Here is a 16,899-nt window from a genome sequence, read left to right as displayed (position 1 = left end):
GGAAATCGAGCGGTGATCGAGTGTGGCGGGGGAGCATTTCATCCTTGGTCTTCGATGGAATGGGAGAAGCGGGCGTGGGCGGGGAGAGCGGCATTCTCGAGGTCGGCGACGGGGTCCACGCCTATGTGCAGCCGGAGGGCGGGTGGTGCCTGAACAATGCGGGGATCATCAGCCAGGGCGGGTCCAGTGCGCTCGTCGACACCGCCGCCACCGAGGAGCGGGCCCGGAAGCTGCGGGCGGCCGTGCTGCGGGTGGCGGGGCGGGCCCCCCGGGCGCTCGTCAACACGCATTTCCACGGCGACCACACCTACGGGAACTTCCTCTTTCCGGAAGCGCTCACCATCGGGCACGAGCGGACCCGGGCCATGGTCCGGGCCGCAGGGCTGCACATGGCCGGGCTGTGGCCCGACGTGTGCTGGGGGGACATCGAGATCCGGCCGCCCGAACTGACCTTCCGGGACCGGACGACGCTCCACGTGGGGGAGGTCCGGGCCGAGCTCGTCCACATCGGACCGGCCGCCCACACCACCGACGACACCGTCGTCTGGCTGCCCGACCAAGGCGTGCTGTTCACCGGCGACCTCGTCATGAACGGGGTCACCCCGTTCTGCGTCATGGGGTCGGTCGAAGGGAGCCTGCGGGCCCTGGAGCGGCTGCGGGGGCTGGGCGCCACCACCGTCGTGCCCGGTCACGGGCCCGTCGCTGGGCCCGAGGTGTTCGACGCCAACGAGGGCTACCTGCGCTGGGTGCAGGGGCTGGCCAGGGAGGGCGTCGCGGCCGGGGTGACCCCGCTGGAGCTGGCCCGTGGTACCGACCTCGGGGCGTACGGGGAACTGCTCGACCCCGAGCGGCTGCTGCCCAACCTCCACCGCGGCTACGTGGAGGCACAGGGCCTGCTGCCCGAGGGATCACCCCTCGACGTCGGCGCCCTGTTCGAGGAGATGACCGCCTTCCACGGGCGGCCCCTGGAGTGTCACGCCTGAGGTCAGGCTGTTCAAGCGGCGCACCAGCCGCTCCTGCTCGCGCGCCAGCGCCTCGATCCGCGTGCCCAGGCGGGCTATCGCGCTGCCGAGCTCGTGGAGCGAGACGTCCGGGTCCGGCATCGACAGGGAAGGGGAGTGGTGGAGGATCGCCTCCATGCGCCCCCGCAGGGCCGGGCCCGGTTCCACGCCGAGTTCGCCCACCAGCCGGCGGCGCGCGCGCTCGTACACGCCGAGTGCCTCGGCCTGGCGGCCGCAGCGGTACAGGGCCAGCATCTGGAGGTCGTAGAGCCGCTCGCGCACCGGGTGGCGGGCTGTCAGCCGCTCCAGCTCCCGGGCGGCCTCGGCGGACCGCCCGTTGCGCAGGTGGGCGTCGTACAGCGTCTCCAGCGTGGTCAGCCGCAGCTCCTCCAGCCGCTCCGCCTCCCGCCTGCACAGGGGCCCCTGCCCGCTGCCCTCCAGCGCCGGGCCGCGCCACAGGGCGAGTGCGTCGCCGAGCAGTTCCGCCGCCCGAACGGGATCGGCGGCGAGCGTTGCCCGGCCCGTCGAGGAGAGGTCGTGGAAGCGGTGGGCGTCCGTCCGCGTCGCGGAGCGTCCCAGCGCGTAGCCCGTCGTGTGGGTGGAGATCGGGTCGTGGCCCGCGGCGGCGTGGAGCAGGCGGCGCAGGCGGGCCACATGGGCGTGCAGGGCATTGGCCGCACCCGCCGGCGGGCGGTCTCCCCACAGCTCGTGGATGAGCCGCTCGGCGGGAAGCACCTGGCCGGCCCGGACCACCAGGGCGCCGAGCAGCGCCCGCTGTTTGGCTCCGGAGGGTGCGACATACGTCCCCGTGCGGCGGTCGAGCACGTTCACCGGGCCCAGGACGCGGAAGTCCGCTCGGGTGTCGTCGTCCACGGTTCCGCTGCCCCTTCCCGGCGGAAATGAAATATGTGCCGGTTCTCATGCCCTGAGCGGAATCTACCATCGTGTTTTCAGCGTGCAACCATTTGGGACGGAGGGTGGCTCGATGCCTGCTCGAGAATTCGGGGACTGCGTACCGGCCACCGATACGGTGCCGGAGTCGAAGGCTGAAAATCGATGGGAACTCGACGAAATACGGAGGACACCGTGAAGATTCAGGTTCTGGGTCCGTTGAGTGCCGAGGTCAACGGGGGCTCGATTGTTCCGACGGCTGGCAAGCCGCGCCAGATCCTGGCGCTGCTCGCGCTCTATCCGGGGCGGGTGATGCCCGTGCAGACCCTCATGGAGGAGATCTGGGGCACCGACCTCCCGCAGAGCGCGCTCACCACGCTGCAGACGTACATCCTGCAGCTGCGCCGCAGACTCGGCACGGCCATGGGGCCGGGCGTTCCGGGCAGCGCCAAGGACGTCCTCGCGACCCGGCACGGCGGCTACCTGCTGCAGATTCCGCCGGACGCGGTCGACGTCCACGAGTACGAGACCCTCATGGCGGGCGGACAGCACGCGTACGAGGAGGGGAACGACGAGGCCGCGTCCGACCTGCTGCGCAAGGCGCTCGGACTGTGGAACGGCCCGGCGCTGGTCGACGTCCGCGTGGGGCCGATCCTGGAGATCGAGGTCATGCGGCTGGAGGAGAGCCGGCTCGTGACGGTCGAGCGGCGCATCGACGCCGACCTGCGGCTCGGCCGCCACGTCGAGGTCATCGCCGAGCTGGCCGAGCTGATCGCCCGGCACCCGCAGCACGAGGGCCTGCACTCGCAGGCCATGGTCGCGCTGTACCGCTCCGGCCGCCAGGCCACCGCCCTGGACGTCTACCGCAGGCTGCGCAACCGCCTGATCGACGAACTCGGAGTGGAGCCGTCGCCGCAGCTGCAGCGCCTGCACCAGGCGATGCTGACGGTGGATCCGGCGCTGGACGTGGTGGCGGGGCCGCGCCGCGGGTCGACCTTCGACCTGTACGCCGCCTAGGCGGCCGGGGGTGCCGTGCGGGCGCCCTCGGCCGCAGGCTGCCGCACCGCCGCACCGCCGCACCGCCGCACCGCCGCACCGCCGCACCGCCGCACCGCCGCACCGCCGCACCGCCGCACCGCCGCACCGTCGTCCCCGCCCGTCCCGCCCCGGTACGGGGCCGCCCACCGTCCGCACCGCGTCCCGGCCCCCGTGCACACCGATTCGAGCCGGTCTCAAGCGCCTTCGGTGAGGGTCGAGGCCTACGCGGTGGGGTTCCTGGGAGGTGGCGATGGGCGACGGACAGGCCGTACGACTGCACTGTTTCGCACACGCGGGGGCCGGAGTGTCCTCGTTCTACCGGTGGGACAAGCTCGCCGGGAGCGGAGTGAGGACCACGCCCTGGCTGCTGCCCGGGCGCGACGAACGGCGCCGCGAGGTCCGGCTGACCACCCGCGACGAGCTCCTGGCCGACCTCAAGCCGCTCTTCGAGCAGATCGCCGACGAGCCCGGCGCCCCCTACGTCCTCTACGGGCACAGCCTCGGCGCGACGGTCGCCCTCACGGTCGCCCACGCCGCCCTGGAGTACGGGCTGCCGGCGCCCGCACTGCTGGCCGTCGGTGCCAGCCCGCCGCCGGACCTGCCGGCCGCCCTCGCGAACTCCGCCGGGCTGCCGGACGAGGAACTGCTGCGCGTCCTGGACCGCTTCGACGCGCTGCCGCCCGGCGTACAGCCGGGAGACGTGTGGTTCCGGTCCGTATTCCCCGTGCTCCGCGCCGACCTGCGCCTCGCCCGCAACCTGCGGGCCGCCGCCGTCGCGCCGGTCGCGCCCGGCCCCGTGCCCGTACCGGTGCTCGCGGTCACCGGCACCGAGGACCCCCTCGTGGGCCCGGCGGCCGCCGCCGGCTGGCAGCGCTGGACCACCGGCCGGCTCGTACGGCGGACCGTGCCCGGCGGCCACTTCTTCGTCCGGGGCACCGAACTGCCCCGGATGCTCGGCCGGGCCGCCCGCATCGTGCTGCGCCAACACCACACAGAACACGGGGACCGATCATGAGACGCGTTGTCATCACGGGCATCGGGGTCGTGGCCCCGGGACGCCCGGGCACCAAGGAATTCTGGTCGCTGCTGACCGACGGCCGGACGGCCACCCGCGCCATCACCCTCTTCGACGCCTCCGGATTCCGCTCCCGGATCGCCGCCGAAGCCGACTTCGACCCGCAGGAGTCCGGGCTCACCGCGGAGCAGGCCGGCCGCCTGGACCGCGCCGCCCAGTTCGCCGTCGTCAGCGCCCGCGAGGCCCTCGCGGACAGCGGCCTGGCCGGCTCGTACGACGCCACGCGCACCGGGGTCACCCTCGGCAGCGCGCTCGGCTGCACCACCGGCCTCGACACCCAGTACGGGGTGGTCAGCGAGCAGGGCACCCGTACGCTCGTCGACCACACCAAGGCGGTGCCCCACCTGTACGACTACTTCGTCCCCAGCTCCATGGCGGCCGAGGTGGCCCGTACCGTCGGGGCCCAGGGGCCCGTGGCGCTCGTGTCCACCGGCTGCACCTCCGGCCTCGACGCGATCGGGCACGCCGTCGACCTCGTCCGCGAGGGCAGCGCCGACGTGATGGTCACCGGCGCGGCCGAGGCGCCCATCACGCCGATCACCGCCGCCTGCTTCGACGCCATCCGCGCCACCTCCACCCGCAACGAGGAGCCGGAGACCGCCTCGCGGCCCTTCGACCGCACCCGCAACGGGTTCGTCCTGGGAGAGGGCTCGGCGGTCCTCGTCATCGAGGAGTACGAGCACGCGCGTGCGCGCCATGCCCACATCTACGCCGAGATCTCGGGTTTCGCCTCGCGCAGCAACGCGTACCACATGACCGGCCTGCGGCCCGACGGGATCGAGATGGCCGCCGCCATCACGGCCGCGCTCGCCGAGGCCGAGCTGGTGCCCGGGGACATCGACTACATCAACGCGCACGGATCCGGCACGAAGCAGAACGACAAGCACGAGACCGAGGCGTTCAAGCGGAGCCTGGGGCAGCGGGCGTACGAGGTCCCCGTCAGCTCGATCAAGTCGATGATCGGGCACTCGCTCGGCGCGATCGGGGCCCTCGAAGTGGCCGCCTGCGCCCTCGCCATCGAGCACGACACCGTCCCGCCGACGGCGAACCTGCACGAGCCCGACCCGGCCTGCGACCTCGACTACACCCCGCTGACCGCCCGGCGGCAGCGCACCGACGCCGTCCTGACCGTCGGCAGCGGCTTCGGCGGGTTCCAGAGCGCCATGATCCTGACCAGCCCGACCCTGAAGGCGGACCGATGACCACCGTTCTCGCCGCCCCGATCGCAGCCCCCTCCCCGGGGGCTTCCCGTACCGCCGCCCCCGTCGTCACCGGCATCGGGGTCGCCGCCCCCAACGGGCTGGGCACCGAGGCCTGGTGGTCCGCCGTCCTGCGCGGCCGCTCCGGCATCCGGCCGGTCAGCCGGTTCGACGCGAGCGGCTACCCGGCGAAGCTGGCCGGGGAGGTGCCCGGATTCGTCGACGCCGAGCACGTCTCCAGCCGGCTCATGCCGCAGACCGACCGCGTCACCCGGCTCTCGCTGGCCGCCGCGAAGGAGGCACTCGACGACGCCGGGGCCGATCCCGCGCAGCTGCCCGAGCACGCCGCCGGCGTGGTCACCGCCAACTCCTTCGGCGGCTTCGAGTTCGGCCAGCAGGAGCTTCAGGCGCTGTGGAGCAAGGGCGGCCAGCACGTCTCCGCGTACCAGTCCTTCGCCTGGTTCTACGCCGTCAACAGCGGTCAGATCTCCATCAAGCACGGCCTGCGCGGGGCCTCCGGAGTGATCGTCTCCGAGCAGGCCGGCGGGCTCGACGCGATGGCCCACGCCCGCCGCCAGATCCGCAAGGGCGCCGAGCTCGTCGTCACCGGAGGCATCGACTCCGCCCTCTGCCCCTGGGGCTGGGCCGCCTATCTGGCCGGCGGCGGGCTCACCGACAGCGAGGACCCGGCCCGCGCCTATCTGCCGTTCGCCGAGGACGCGAGCGGCCACGTCGCCGGCGAGGGCGGCGCGCTGCTGGTCCTGGAGGGCGCCGAGGAGGCCCGCCGGCGCGGCGCCCGCGTCCACGGCGTCCTCGCCGGGCACGCCGCCACCTTCGACGCCGACGGGGCCTCCCGGCTCGGCGCGGCCGCGGAACTGGCGCTGGCCGACGCGGGCGTCCACCCCGACGAGATCGACGTCGTCTTCGCCGACGCGGCGGGCGAACGCGGAGCCGACCGCGCCGAAGCCGAGGCCATCGCCGCGCTGTTCGGCCCGTACGGGGTGCCCGTCACCGCGCCCAAGTCGATGACCGGGCGCCTCGCCGCCGGGGGCGCCGCCCTCGACGTGGCCGCCGCCCTGCTCACCCTGCGCGACCAGCTGATCCCGCCGACCACCGGGACCGAGCTCCCGGCCGAGGAGTACCGGCTGGACCTGGTCACCGGCGCGCCCGCCCCGGCCACGGGGCTGCCGCTGCGGACCGCGCTCGTCCTGGCCCGCGGCCGCGGCGGCTTCAACTCCGCCGTGGTCGTACGCGCCGCCGACGCCTGACCCGTACCCGGAACACGCCACCCACCAGAAACAGAGGGAGACCATGGAGCGGCTGGAACTCGACGACCTGAAGCGCATCCTGCGCGAGTGCGCGGGCGAGGAGGAGGGCGTCGACCTCGACGGCGACGTTCTCGACCTGAACTGGTTCGAGCTCGGCTACGACTCGCTCGCCGTCCTCCAGACCACGGGCCACATCGAGCGCGAGTACGACGTGCTCCTCGACGAAGAGGCCCTCGACGACGCCGACACCCCCCGCCGCTACCTCGCCATGGTCAACGAGGTGCTCTCCGCACGGGCAGCGGCCTGATTCCGTGATCCAAGAACCCCCCACCACCGACACGGGCGCCACCCTCGACACCGACGTCTGCGTCATCGGCGCCGGCCCCGCCGGGCTGGCGCTCACGCTCATGCTGCTGCGCTCCGGAGTCCACGTCACCCTGGTCGAACGCTCCACCGCGTTCGACCGCGAGTTCCACGGGGAGATCCTCCAGCCGGGCGGCCAGCGCATCCTCGACGAGCTTGGCGTCCTGGCCGGGGCGACGGCCCGCGGCGCGGCCCGCATGCGCGGGTTCCAGGTGCTGGAGCGGGAGCGGGTGCTGCTCGACATCGACTACGGGCGGCTGCGCGCCCCGTACGACCACCTGCTGGCCCTCCCGCAGCCCCACCTGCTGGAGGAACTCCTCGCCGCCTGCCGGGAACTGCCGGGATTCACCCTGCTCGAGGGGCACCGGATCGCCATGCTCCGCCAGAAGCGCCCGGACGGCCCCTGTACGGGCGCCGTGGTCAACGGCCCCGACCGGGTGCCCGTCACCGTGCGCGCCCGGGTGGTCGCCGGCGCCGACGGCCGGTTCTCCAAGACCCGTGCGCTCGCCGGCATCGACGCCGGGCGTCGGGAATCGCGCACCCACGAGGTGGTGTGGTCATCGCTGCACGTGCCGGGCGGGGCCACCGGGCAGGCGCGGGTGCACCGCGCGGCGGGCGGCGCCGTACTCGTCCACGACAGCCACCCCGGCCGGCTGCGGATCGGCTGGATCTTGCCGCACGGCGTCCGGCGCGGCGCCGTGCGGCGCGGCATCGAGGGCATCCGGGGGGAACTGGCCGGGGCGCTGCCGCAGTACGCCGACCTCGTGCACGAGCAGATCACCTCGATGGCCGACCTGACCCTGTCCGACGTGTTCGCCTCGCACGCCGGGGAATGGGTGCGCGACGGGCTCGTCCTGCTCGGCGACAGCGCCCACGCCCACGGCCCGATCGGCGCCCAGGGCATCAACCTGGCCCTCCAGGACGCCGCCGCGCTGCACCCCGTGCTCGTCTCCGCGCTGGCCGACGGGGAGCCGACGGCGCGGCGCCTCGCCCCCTACCGAGACCGGCGTGCCCCGGCCGCGGCCGCCGTGCAGCGCATGGAGGCCGTGCAGGCCCGCTCGCTGTTCGGCGGGGGCGGGCCGGCCGCCGCGTTGCTGCGGGCGAGGGCCGCGGCGGTCGTCACCCGCACCCCGATCGGCACGAAGATCACCCGGGAGGTCGCGTACGGCCAGGATCCGGCGGAGGTCCGCACCGACCTGTTCCCGGTGCTGCAGGTCAACCGGTCCCTGTGACGGTGCGTCGTGGCGGGCCGGCCTGATCTTCCTGATCCGGCCTCGTACATATCGATATGGCCAGAACAGGACAGATTCGGGCGGCTGCGTGAATCGGCCTGAAAATGGGGCAGTTCTCCATGGAACTTGCCAACTTTCACGTAGAACAAGACATTCGGAGTCCTAGGCTTGCCTTTTTGCCAGACCTTGCCTGAGAATTGACTTGTACTTGACCCGCCCTTCTCGGAGGCGTTCCAGGGGTGTGCATTGAGGAGGGAGGGGCGCATGGACGGAGCCATGACCGTGGTGATCGCGCCCGGCTCACCGCTCGCTCTCGACCTGCTCGGCCCCCTCGACGCCCCGCTCCTGGCCAGCGCGCTCGCCATGGCCGCCCCCTGTGAGCCGACGCTGCGCCGGCACACCGCGACCCACCACACCCTCCAGCTCACCTGCCGGCCCGGTGAGCGGCCCGCCGAACGGCCCGGCCTGGCCGGCCGGCTCGCGGACCTGCTCACCGACCCGGCTGCGGGCGACGGCCGACCGGGCCGGCGGTCGGGCGTACCGGCCGCCGTCACGCAGCTGCCACCCCCCGGCCGGGCGGAGCACCAGGCGGGAGCGGCCGCCGGGCTGCCCGCCTCCACCCGCCAGCGTGAGGTGCTGCTGGACGCCATGGCCGCACCGGCCGGATCTCAGCTCCACGTCGGGCAGCTGCACCTGCGCTGGTACGGGCCGCTGGACCGGCACCGGTTCGACCAGGCCTGGCAGGCGGTCTGCGACCGCGAGTCCGTGCTGCGCGCCGCGTTCGCCCCGGGCCCCGGCCGGGGCGGCAGCGGGCCCGTCGTCACCGTGCACGAGCGGGCCGAGATACGGGTGCGCCACGATCCGTACGAGCCCGACGGAGCGGTCGACGGGGCGGCCGGCTGGGCCGCCGTGCTCCGCGCCGACCAGGAGCAGCCCTTCGACCTCGGCCGGCCCGGCCCGCTGAGCGTCCACTGCGTCGAGGGACCGCCCGGAGCCCACGCCCCCGACGCCCGGATCGTCCTGACGTACCACCAAGCCCTGCTCGACGCCCCGAGCGTGCACATGCTGCTGCGCGCCTTCCTGCGGGCGTACGCGGCCGACGGCCGCGCCGCGGGCGGCGAGCGCCGCCCGGGGCTGCCCGACCACCTGCGCTGGCTGGGCGCCCGGGACCAGGGCCCGGCCCGCGAGTTCTGGACCCGGGCCGCCCCGGCCGCCGGGGCCCGTACGCTGCCGGCGGTCGCCCCGGTGGCGGGCCCCGGTCCGGCTCCGGACCCCGCTCCGGCACCTGCGGGCGGCGGACGGTACGGCCGGGCCGTGGAGCGGCTCAACCCCACCGAAGCGTTACGGCTGCGGGGATGGGCCGCCTCGTGCGGGGTCGCGGAGAGCACCGCCCTGCACGCGGCCTGGGCCCTGCAACTGCACCGGGCCGCCTCGCCCGGCGCGGGCGGCGAGAGCGTCCCGGTCGCCTTCGGCGTGAGCGTCTCCGGCCGCGGCATATCCCTCGAAGGCGCGGACCGGCTGCCCGGCCCGCTCCACAACCCGCTCCCGCTGTCCGCGGACGTGGACCCGGGGGCACCGCTCGCCCGGCTGCTGACCGATCTCCGGGACCGGTCGCTGGGCCTCGCCGCGTACGAGTGGGTCTCCGCCGGGCAGATCCGCGAGCAGATCCGCGGGAGCGACGGTCCCGCGCAGCCGCCGCACACCGAATCGCTGATCACCTTCGAGCGGGTGCCCGTCTTCCCGGGTGCGGACGGTGTGGGCGATCCGCTTCACGAGGAACTGGCCGCGGCCGACGTCCGCGTGGGGCCCGCGGAGACCGTCGAGGCGCACACCGGGCTGCCGTTCGTCCTCACCGCCCGCCACGACCGCGCGGGCGGCCTCGTCCTGACCGCCGACAGCGACCGGGCCCGCCTCGCCGACGCCGACGCGGCCCGGATCCTCGAGCAGACCGCGCTCCTGCTGCGCGAGCTCCCCGAGACCGACCTCCACCGCGCCACCGTCGCCGACGCGCTGACGCTGCTCGAAGGCCTGCCGCTGCCGGGCGCGGTGGCCGCACCGCACCCGGCCGCGCCCCGGCTGGTCACGCTGCGCCCCGCCGCGTATCCCGGCGCAGGGACGGTGTTCCTCGTACCGCCCCCGGACGCCCCGGCGGAGTGCTACGCGGGGGTGGCGCGGTCCCACCGGGGACTGCAGGCGCTGGTCACCCTCGATGCCCCCGCCGACGCCACGGCCTGCCTCGAGGCGCTGCGGCCGTTCCTCACCGCGGGCGAACCGCTGCTGCTGGGCTGCTTCTCCGGCGGCGGAGCCGTGGCGTACGAGGTGGCCGAGCGCATCGGCGCCCACGGCTGGCGGGCCCCGCTGGTGTCGATCGGCGGCACCGCCGACGGCGGCCCCGCCTCGGCCCAGAACCTCTCCCGGGCCCTGTGGGCCGCCGCCCACCACGAGTCGTAGCGGGGTCGGGGCGGCAGGTCCGGACTCGGCCGGACGGGACGATCCCGCCACCCACCCGCCCGAGGGTGGGGCCAACCCCGGGCACACGGGGCGGTGCACCCGTTCGGGGGTACGGCGCGGAGGTTCACGGAGGGATCTGCCAGGGTGGTGGGTCATGTGGACCTTCACGGTCCTGCGCACGCGAGAGGGGAAACGTCATGACCGAGGCCGAACTCAGGGCACTGTTCGACGAGATCGACACGGACGGCGACGGACGGATCAACATCGTCGAACTGGCGGAGGGCTTCAAGGCCGAGGGCGCCCAGGGGCACCTCGCGGAAGAGGTCAAGAAGGCCATGGCGGCCGACGCGAACCACGACGGGGTCCTCGACTTCGAGGAGTTCCGGACGCTGCTGAAGTAGCGGACTCGCGAACGGCCCCCGTACAGCCCGGTGACAGGGCCGGACGGGGGCCGTCCGCTTTCCGCGGTGCCCGGAGCACCCCTGCTCCCGCCGGAACTCCCGCCGCCGGCCGCACGGTCAGGGGAGGTCGTCGCGCGTCACCAGGCGGTGGGCGACCTGCCAGCCCTCCGGGGCGGGGACCAGTACGTCCTCCATCACGCACACCCGGTGCACCTTCGACTCGCCGCCCCGCGGGGTCAGGTACACGAGCGCGTAGCTGCGGGTGTGCACCGTGCCGTCGGGCTGCGGCCGCGCGTCCAGCATGCCGAGCCAGTGCCGCAGCAGCTCGCCGCTGCCGGCGTGTACCTCCGCGTTGCGCCGGACGTTAGCGGCGAGGGCCGCGCGCCCGACCACCGGCGCGGGCAGCGTCGGCACGTCGAAGACGGCGTCCTCGGTGAAGGTCCGCGCCCACGGCTCGGCCTCGAACGAGTCGAAGAGCTGCATCTGGCGTGAGTAGAACTGCTGGACCTCCGCGTACAGCGGGCCGAACTCCCTCACTGCCGCCGTCGTCGTCGCTGTCATGGGGGAACTCCGTTCCATCGGTTTCCGACAGCATCCGCACCGCAGATCGAGCGCTCTTCGAAGACTCCTCAAGCGCCGCTGCCCAGGCTGGGCCGACACGTCCAGGGGTGGCGCCGCAGCCGCGGCCGCCCCGTCGGGAGCCAGGAGGAGAGCACCATGGCGAGATTCGCGTACCCGGAACTCCCGCTGGACGGCCTGCTGCGCCGGGCGGCGGTCCGCGACCCCGCAGGCCTGGCGGTCCGGACCGCCACCGGCACCGGCTTCGCGACGACGGTGACCTTCGCGGAGCTCGACGCCCGCGCCGACCGCTTCGCCTCCTACCTTGAGCACACCCTCGGCCGGCGCGGGGCGAGGGTCGGGGTCGCCAACGTCCTCGACCCCGTCTTCTCCGCCGCCTACTACGGGACGGTGCGCAGCGGCAACACGGTGGTGCTGGTGAACCCGCTGATCAAGCAGGCGGGCCTGCTCCACGTCCTGCGGACCGCCGAGGTCGAGGTGGCCTTCGTACCGACCGCCACCGCCGAACTCCTCGTCAAACTGGGCGACCGGCTGCCGCACCTGCGCTCCGTCGTCGTCACCGACGCGCCCGACGGCGTGGTCCCGGGCGACGCCCTCCCGCTGGCGGAGGTCCTGGCCCGCGCGCCCGAGCGCACGGAGCTGCCCGGGGCCGTCGACCTGGACTCGGTCGCCTGCATCCAGTTCACCACCGGCACCACGGGCCGTCCCAAGGGCGTGCGGCTCACCCACCGCAACCTGGTGGCGAACGCCGCCCAGACCGCGGCCGCGCACAACCTCGGCAGCGACTCGGTCACCCTCAACCACCTGCCGCTCTACCACACCATGCACCTCAACTCGGGCGTCTACGCGGGCGCCTGCCAGGTGCTGTGCACCGACCCCGAGCCCCTCGCCTCGCTCGCCGCCTCCGCCCGCGCCGAGGCCACCCACTACTACGGGCTCCCCGCGCGCCTGCACCGCCTGGCCCAGGACGAGCGGCTCACCGACGACTTCCCGGCGGGGCGCCGCCTGACCGCGGTGCTCTCCGGCGGCACCGCCCTGTCCCCCACTGCCGCCCGCACCCTGCGCGCCCGCCTCGGCGTGCCCGTCATCCAGGGGTACGGGCTGGCCGAACTCTCCCCGCTCTCCCACTGCCAGGACCCGCGCAGCCCCAAGAGCGGCTCGGTGGGGCCCGCCGTACCGGGCACCGAATGCCGCATCACCGCCGTGGGCACCGGCACCCCGCTCGACGTGTACGCGACCGGCGAGGTCCAGGTACGCGGGCCGCAGGTGATGGCCGGCTACCTCGACGACAGCGCCCCCTCGCCGATCGACGCGGACGGCTGGTTCTCCACCGGGGACGTCGGGTACCTGGCCGAGGACGGCGTGCTGTTCCTGGTGGACCGGCTCGACGACGTCTTCAAGTACGACAACGAACTCGTCTCGCCCAGCGGGATCGAGGACGTCATCGGCGCCGACCCGCGCGTCGCCGAGTGCATCGTGGCGGGCTGGCCCGATCCGGTGCACGGCGCGCTCGTGTGGACCGGCATCGTGCTGCGCGATCCCACCGGGCCCGGCCTGCTCGACGTCCTCGACTCCATCGTCGAGCGGGCCAACGCCCGCCTGAACGACCACGAGCAGATCCGCCGCGTCGAGGTGCTCGACGCGGTGCCGCGGTGCCCCGTCGGCAAGCCCGAACGGCGCACGCTGCGCCAGAGCCTGCGCGGACGGGCCGAGGCGGAGGCGGTGGCGGCGTGAACCCGTCCGGCCCGCACGGCCCGCGCACTTCATCCCGTACGACCAGAGGAGCGACCACTGTGGCGAGCAACGCCGGTACACCCCCGACGGCAGGGTCCCCCCGGGTACTCGTGGTGGGGGCGGGCCCCGTGGGCCTGACCGCCGCCCACGAGCTGGCCCGCCGGGGACTGCGCGTGCGCGTCGTCGACGCCGCCCCCGGCCCGGCCCCCACCAGCCGCGCGGTCGCGGTCCACCCGCGCACCCTGGAGACCTTCGACCAGATGGGGGTCGTGGACGGGGTGCTCGCGCGGGGGCGCAAGAACCGGGCCTTCACCATGTTCGCGCGCGGCAGCCGCCTGGTCCGGCTCGAGGCGGACTACCGCTCGATGCCCACCCGGTTCCCGTACACCGTCGTCATCGGCCAGACCGAGACGGAGCAGGTGCTCCGCGAGGCCGTGGCCCGGCTGGGCGTCACCGTCGAATGGGGCGTGCGGCTGACCTCCCTCGAACAGGACCGGCACACCGTACGCGCCCGACTCGAGCACGCCGACGGCCGTGCCGAGGAGTACGAGGTGCCCTGGCTGGTCGGCTGCGACGGCGGCCACAGCACGGTGCGCAAACAGCTCGGCCTCCCCCTGCTCGGCGAGTCCAGCGAGACCTGGGCACTGGCCGACGCGGCCGTCTCCACCGACCTGCCGCCGGACACCATCTACTGGGCGCACACCGGCAGCCAGGCCCTGATGATGGTCCCCTACCAGCGCGAGGGCTACTGGCGGCTGCTCGACACCGCGCCCGCGGGCCGGACGGAAGGGGCGCGCGAGGCCGCGGAGCGCTTCTCCGAGAAGCTGAGCGCCGGGCTCGGCCGCCCGGTGCGGGTGGGCGAACCCGACTGGACCTCCGTCTTCACCTTCCAGCAGCGCATGGTGCCGCGCATGCACGAGGGCCGCTGCTTCGTGGCGGGCGACGCGGCCCACGTCCACAGCCCCGCCTCTGGACAGGGCATGAACACCGGTATTCAGGAGGCCTACAACCTGGCCTGGAAACTCGCCATGGCCGCCCGGGGGCAGGCGGGCAGGGAACTGCTCGTCACCTACGGGCAGGAGCGCGTCCCGATCGGCAGGAAACTGCTGGGCTCGACCCGCAAGGCCACCTTCCTGGTCCAGTTCAAGAACAGCCTGGCAGGCGTGGGCCTGCCCATCGCCTTCACCTTCGTGCGTGCCGTCGCGCCGCTGCGCCGTGCCATCCAGCGCAAGGTGCTCGGCGGTATGTCGGGGCTGCTGGTGTCGTATCCCGAGAGCCCGCTGACCACGCCCGACCCGCTGATGCCGGTGCCCGCGGGCTCGCGCGCGGCCGCCGCGGCCGCCCTGCACCCGGACGACCCCGGTTGCGGGGCGCTGCGCGCCGAACTGCGCGACACGCGCTGGTCCCTGGTGTGGTCGGCGGGCGGAGCGGGCGAGGGCGGACGGGTCGCGGCCGCGGCGGCGAACACGCACGGCACGTGGCTGTCGGTGCGGACCGTGTACGGCGCGGACGGCGCCCGGACCGGCGGCGGGCCCGGGCCGCTGGCGGACCCCGAGGGGCTGCTGCGCGGTGCGCTGGGGCTCGGGGCGGGCGGCTGGGTGCTGATCCGGCCCGACGGCTACGTCGCCGCCGGAGGCTCGGAGCTGACCCGGCGCGTGCTCGCCCGGGCGCTGGCGCCGCTGGGCGCGCCGGCGATGCTCCCGGACGTGATCCGCGATGCGGAGCGGCCCGTCCGGGTTTCCCCGCAGCTGGTGTTGGCCGCCGCCGCGGCCGCGTCCGCCGGGGCCATCGGCATGGTGCCGGTCCTCGATCCCTCCTCCACCGCGTCTCCAGAACTCCAGGACACGGTCGAGACCTCACCACGCGTTCTGGAGGGGACACGATGACCACATCGTCAACACCGTCAGCGCTGCCGACGGCGCCGGAGAAGCCGGTCGCCCTGGTCACCGGCGGCACGAGCGGCATCGGCCTGGCGGTCGTACGGGACCTGGCCGCGCGCCGGCACCGGGTGTTCCTGTGCGCGCGGACCCCGCAGGACGTCAAGCGGACCGTCGAGGAGCTGCGCGCCGAGGGCCTGGACGTCGCCGGCGCCGCCGCCGACGTCCGCTCCCGCGAGGCGGTGGCGGAGCTGGTCGCCGCCGCCGTGGCGGAGTGGGACGCCCCGGTGTCCGTCCTGGTGAACAACGCCGGGCGCAGCGGCGGCGGTCCGACCGCCGACATCAGCGACGAGCTCTGGTACGACGTCATCGACACCAACCTGAACAGCGTCTTCCTGCTGACCCGGGAGGTCCTCAAGAACGGGGGCCTCGGCGGGGCTCCGTGGGGACGGATCATCAACATCGCCTCCACGGCCGGCAAGCAGGGCGTCCTGCTGGGCGCCCCCTACTCGGCGTCCAAGCACGCCGTCGTCGGCTTCACCAAGGCCCTCGGCAAGGAGCTGGCCCCGGCCGGGATCACCGTCAACGCCGTGTGCCCGGGCTACGTGGAGACCCCGATGGCGCAGCGCGTGCGGGCCGGCTACGCGGCGGCCTGGGACACCACGACCGAGGCCGTGCAGGAGCAGTTCGAGGCGAAGATCCCGCTGGGCCGGTACGCGACCCCGCAGGAGGTGGCGGCCATGGTCGGCTACCTCACCACGGACCTCGCCGCCTCCGTCACCGCACAGGCGCTGAACGTCTGCGGCGGGCTGGGGAACTTCTGATGGCGGCCGAGCGGGTGCACCGCACCGTGCACGAGACCGAGGTGGCCGCCCCTGCGGGCGTGGTCTACGGACTGATCGCGGACCCCGAGCAGTGGCCGCTGTACTTCCCGCCCAACGTGCACGTGGAGCGGCTGGAGTTCGACGGCGTCAACGAGCGGCTGCGGATGTGGGCGACGGCCAACGGCCAGGTCAAGTCCTGGAGCTCGCGCCGCGTGCTCGACGCGGCCGCGCGGCGCATCGAGTTTCGACAGGAGGTGCCCGCGGCCCCGCTGTCGGCGATGGCGGGCACCTGGATCGTCGAGCCGCTGGGCGCCGAACGGTCCCGGCTGACGCTGCTGCACGACTTCTCCGTCGAGGGCGACCGGGCGGAGGACGTCGAGTGGGTCGAGCGGGCCACCGACACCAACAGCCGTGCGGAGCTGGCGAACCTGGCGAAGCTGGGCGAGGGCTGGGGCAGGCTCGACGAACTGGTGATGTCCTTCGAGGACCGGGTGGACGTGGACGCCCCGCCGGAGCTGGTATACGCGTTCCTCGAGCGGGCCGAGCAGTGGCCCGGGCTGCTGCCGCACGTCTCGCGGCTGGAGCTGACCGAGGATCTGCCCGGTGTGCAGGTCATGGCCATGGACACGCTCACCGCCGACGGCTCCGCGCACACCACCGAATCGGTGCGGGTGTGCTTCCCGGCGGCGGGCCGCATCGTCTACAAGCAGACCCGCACCCCCGCCCTGATGTCCGCGCACACCGGTGTGTGGACCGTGACCGGCGGCGCGTACGGTTCGACCGTCGTCTCCCGGCACAGCGTCGTGCTCCGGGCGGAGGCCGTCACCGGGGTGCTGGGCCCCTCGGCCGACCTCGCGGCGGCCCGCAGGTACGTCCGCGAGGCTCTGGGCCGCAACAGCACGGCGACCATGACGTACGCCAAACAGCATGCGGAATCGGCGCTCGCGCGCTGAGGCTCCAGGCCGT

General features: G+C 74.2%; 15 protein-coding genes. 13 read left to right on the top strand and 2 right to left on the bottom strand.

Going from position 1 to position 16,899, the window contains the following annotated elements; translation table 11 throughout:
• Positions 1-59: 59 nt before the first annotated feature.
• A complete protein-coding gene (locus ACIBAD_RS28000) occupies positions 60-983 on the top strand; it encodes an MBL fold metallo-hydrolase (protein ID WP_398909394.1) in 924 nt (307 codons plus the stop codon).
• Here ACIBAD_RS28000 and ACIBAD_RS27995 read toward each other — a convergent pair.
• The gene (locus tag ACIBAD_RS27995) at positions 909-1,874 is read right to left on the bottom strand and encodes an AfsR/SARP family transcriptional regulator (RefSeq protein ID WP_134076321.1); all 966 of its coding nucleotides are present in this window, start codon (positions 1,872-1,874) and stop codon (positions 909-911) included. The genes ACIBAD_RS28000 and ACIBAD_RS27995 overlap by 75 nt on opposite strands.
• A gap of 213 nt (positions 1,875-2,087) precedes the next feature.
• Between ACIBAD_RS27995 and ACIBAD_RS27990 the strand changes: the two genes are divergently transcribed.
• The 8 genes from ACIBAD_RS27990 to ACIBAD_RS27955 all read left to right on the top strand — a co-directional run bounded on the left by ACIBAD_RS27990 (position 2,088) and on the right by ACIBAD_RS27955 (position 10,919).
• Entirely contained in the window at positions 2,088-2,909 is an 822-nt protein-coding gene (locus ACIBAD_RS27990) for an AfsR/SARP family transcriptional regulator (RefSeq protein WP_134076320.1), read from the top strand.
• A gap of 271 nt (positions 2,910-3,180) precedes the next feature.
• Positions 3,181-3,945 (top strand): alpha/beta fold hydrolase, encoded by a 765-nt coding sequence (locus ACIBAD_RS27985; protein ID WP_134076319.1) that lies wholly within the window; start codon positions 3,181-3,183, stop codon positions 3,943-3,945.
• Positions 3,942-5,207 carry a beta-ketoacyl-[acyl-carrier-protein] synthase family protein gene (locus ACIBAD_RS27980; RefSeq protein ID WP_134076318.1) on the top strand — a complete coding sequence of 422 codons (1,266 nt, stop codon included), beginning with the start codon at positions 3,942-3,944 and terminating at the stop codon, positions 5,205-5,207. The genes ACIBAD_RS27985 and ACIBAD_RS27980 overlap by 4 nt, the downstream gene beginning before the upstream one ends.
• Positions 5,204-6,472 (top strand): ketosynthase chain-length factor, encoded by a 1,269-nt coding sequence (locus ACIBAD_RS27975; protein WP_134076317.1) that lies wholly within the window; start codon positions 5,204-5,206, stop codon positions 6,470-6,472. The genes ACIBAD_RS27980 and ACIBAD_RS27975 overlap by 4 nt, the downstream gene beginning before the upstream one ends.
• 43 nt (positions 6,473-6,515) lie before the next feature.
• Positions 6,516-6,779 (top strand): acyl carrier protein, encoded by a 264-nt coding sequence (locus ACIBAD_RS27970; protein WP_134076316.1) that lies wholly within the window; start codon positions 6,516-6,518, stop codon positions 6,777-6,779.
• Between the two features lie 4 nt (positions 6,780-6,783).
• Positions 6,784-8,067, top strand: a complete 1,284-nt coding sequence (locus ACIBAD_RS27965) for an FAD-dependent monooxygenase (protein WP_398909286.1) — start codon at positions 6,784-6,786, stop codon at positions 8,065-8,067.
• A 264-nt stretch (positions 8,068-8,331) separates the two neighbouring features.
• Complete coding sequence (locus ACIBAD_RS27960) at positions 8,332-10,518, top strand: condensation domain-containing protein (protein WP_134076315.1); 2,187 nt, start codon at positions 8,332-8,334, stop codon at positions 10,516-10,518.
• Positions 10,491-10,919 carry an EF-hand domain-containing protein gene (locus tag ACIBAD_RS27955; protein ID WP_398909283.1) on the top strand — a complete coding sequence of 143 codons (429 nt, stop codon included), beginning with the start codon at positions 10,491-10,493 and terminating at the stop codon, positions 10,917-10,919. Before ACIBAD_RS27960 ends, ACIBAD_RS27955 begins: the two co-directional genes overlap by 28 nt.
• A gap of 117 nt (positions 10,920-11,036) precedes the next feature.
• Here the strand turns inward: ACIBAD_RS27955 and ACIBAD_RS27950 are convergent, their stop codons facing one another.
• Positions 11,037-11,480: a nuclear transport factor 2 family protein gene (locus ACIBAD_RS27950; protein ID WP_134076313.1), complete on the bottom strand. Its 444-nt coding sequence runs from the start codon at positions 11,478-11,480 to the stop codon at positions 11,037-11,039.
• Between the two features lie 156 nt (positions 11,481-11,636).
• On the opposite strand from ACIBAD_RS27950, the gene ACIBAD_RS27945 reads away from it, so the two are divergent.
• From ACIBAD_RS27945 to ACIBAD_RS27930, 4 genes are read left to right on the top strand one after another with little or no spacing between them, the layout of a single operon-like run.
• Positions 11,637-13,232 carry a class I adenylate-forming enzyme family protein gene (locus ACIBAD_RS27945; protein WP_134076312.1) on the top strand — a complete coding sequence of 532 codons (1,596 nt, stop codon included), beginning with the start codon at positions 11,637-11,639 and terminating at the stop codon, positions 13,230-13,232.
• A 59-nt stretch (positions 13,233-13,291) separates the two neighbouring features.
• Positions 13,292-15,118 (top strand): FAD-dependent oxidoreductase, encoded by a 1,827-nt coding sequence (locus ACIBAD_RS27940; RefSeq protein ID WP_134076311.1) that lies wholly within the window; start codon positions 13,292-13,294, stop codon positions 15,116-15,118.
• Positions 15,115-15,933 (top strand): SDR family NAD(P)-dependent oxidoreductase, encoded by an 819-nt coding sequence (locus ACIBAD_RS27935; RefSeq protein WP_134076310.1) that lies wholly within the window; start codon positions 15,115-15,117, stop codon positions 15,931-15,933. Before ACIBAD_RS27940 ends, ACIBAD_RS27935 begins: the two co-directional genes overlap by 4 nt.
• A complete protein-coding gene (locus ACIBAD_RS27930) occupies positions 15,933-16,886 on the top strand; it encodes an aromatase/cyclase (RefSeq protein ID WP_398909280.1) in 954 nt (317 codons plus the stop codon). The genes ACIBAD_RS27935 and ACIBAD_RS27930 overlap by 1 nt, the downstream gene beginning before the upstream one ends.
• Positions 16,887-16,899 lie beyond the last annotated feature (13 nt).

It is taken from the genome of Streptomyces sp. NPDC051109, from assembly GCF_044455885.1.
Classification (GTDB): domain Bacteria; phylum Actinomycetota; class Actinomycetes; order Streptomycetales; family Streptomycetaceae; genus Streptomyces.
Note: the sequence above shows the minus strand (reverse complement) of the source record. Positions and strands in the feature narration are given on the sequence as shown.

Coding starts and splice junctions, on each gene's coding strand:
- ACIBAD_RS27935 (WP_134076310.1), top strand. CDS start 15,115: ATGACCACATCGTCAACACCGTCAGCGCTGCCGACGGCGCCGGAGAAG.
- ACIBAD_RS28000 (WP_398909394.1), top strand. CDS start 60: ATGGGAGAAGCGGGCGTGGGCGGGGAGAGCGGCATTCTCGAGGTCGGC.
- ACIBAD_RS27945 (WP_134076312.1), top strand. CDS start 11,637: ATGGCGAGATTCGCGTACCCGGAACTCCCGCTGGACGGCCTGCTGCGC.
- ACIBAD_RS27975 (WP_134076317.1), top strand. CDS start 5,204: ATGACCACCGTTCTCGCCGCCCCGATCGCAGCCCCCTCCCCGGGGGCT.
- ACIBAD_RS27980 (WP_134076318.1), top strand. CDS start 3,942: ATGAGACGCGTTGTCATCACGGGCATCGGGGTCGTGGCCCCGGGACGC.
- ACIBAD_RS27960 (WP_134076315.1), top strand. CDS start 8,332: ATGGACGGAGCCATGACCGTGGTGATCGCGCCCGGCTCACCGCTCGCT.
- ACIBAD_RS27930 (WP_398909280.1), top strand. CDS start 15,933: ATGGCGGCCGAGCGGGTGCACCGCACCGTGCACGAGACCGAGGTGGCC.
- ACIBAD_RS27970 (WP_134076316.1), top strand. CDS start 6,516: ATGGAGCGGCTGGAACTCGACGACCTGAAGCGCATCCTGCGCGAGTGC.
- ACIBAD_RS27985 (WP_134076319.1), top strand. CDS start 3,181: ATGGGCGACGGACAGGCCGTACGACTGCACTGTTTCGCACACGCGGGG.
- ACIBAD_RS27950 (WP_134076313.1), bottom strand. CDS start 11,480: ATGACAGCGACGACGACGGCGGCAGTGAGGGAGTTCGGCCCGCTGTAC.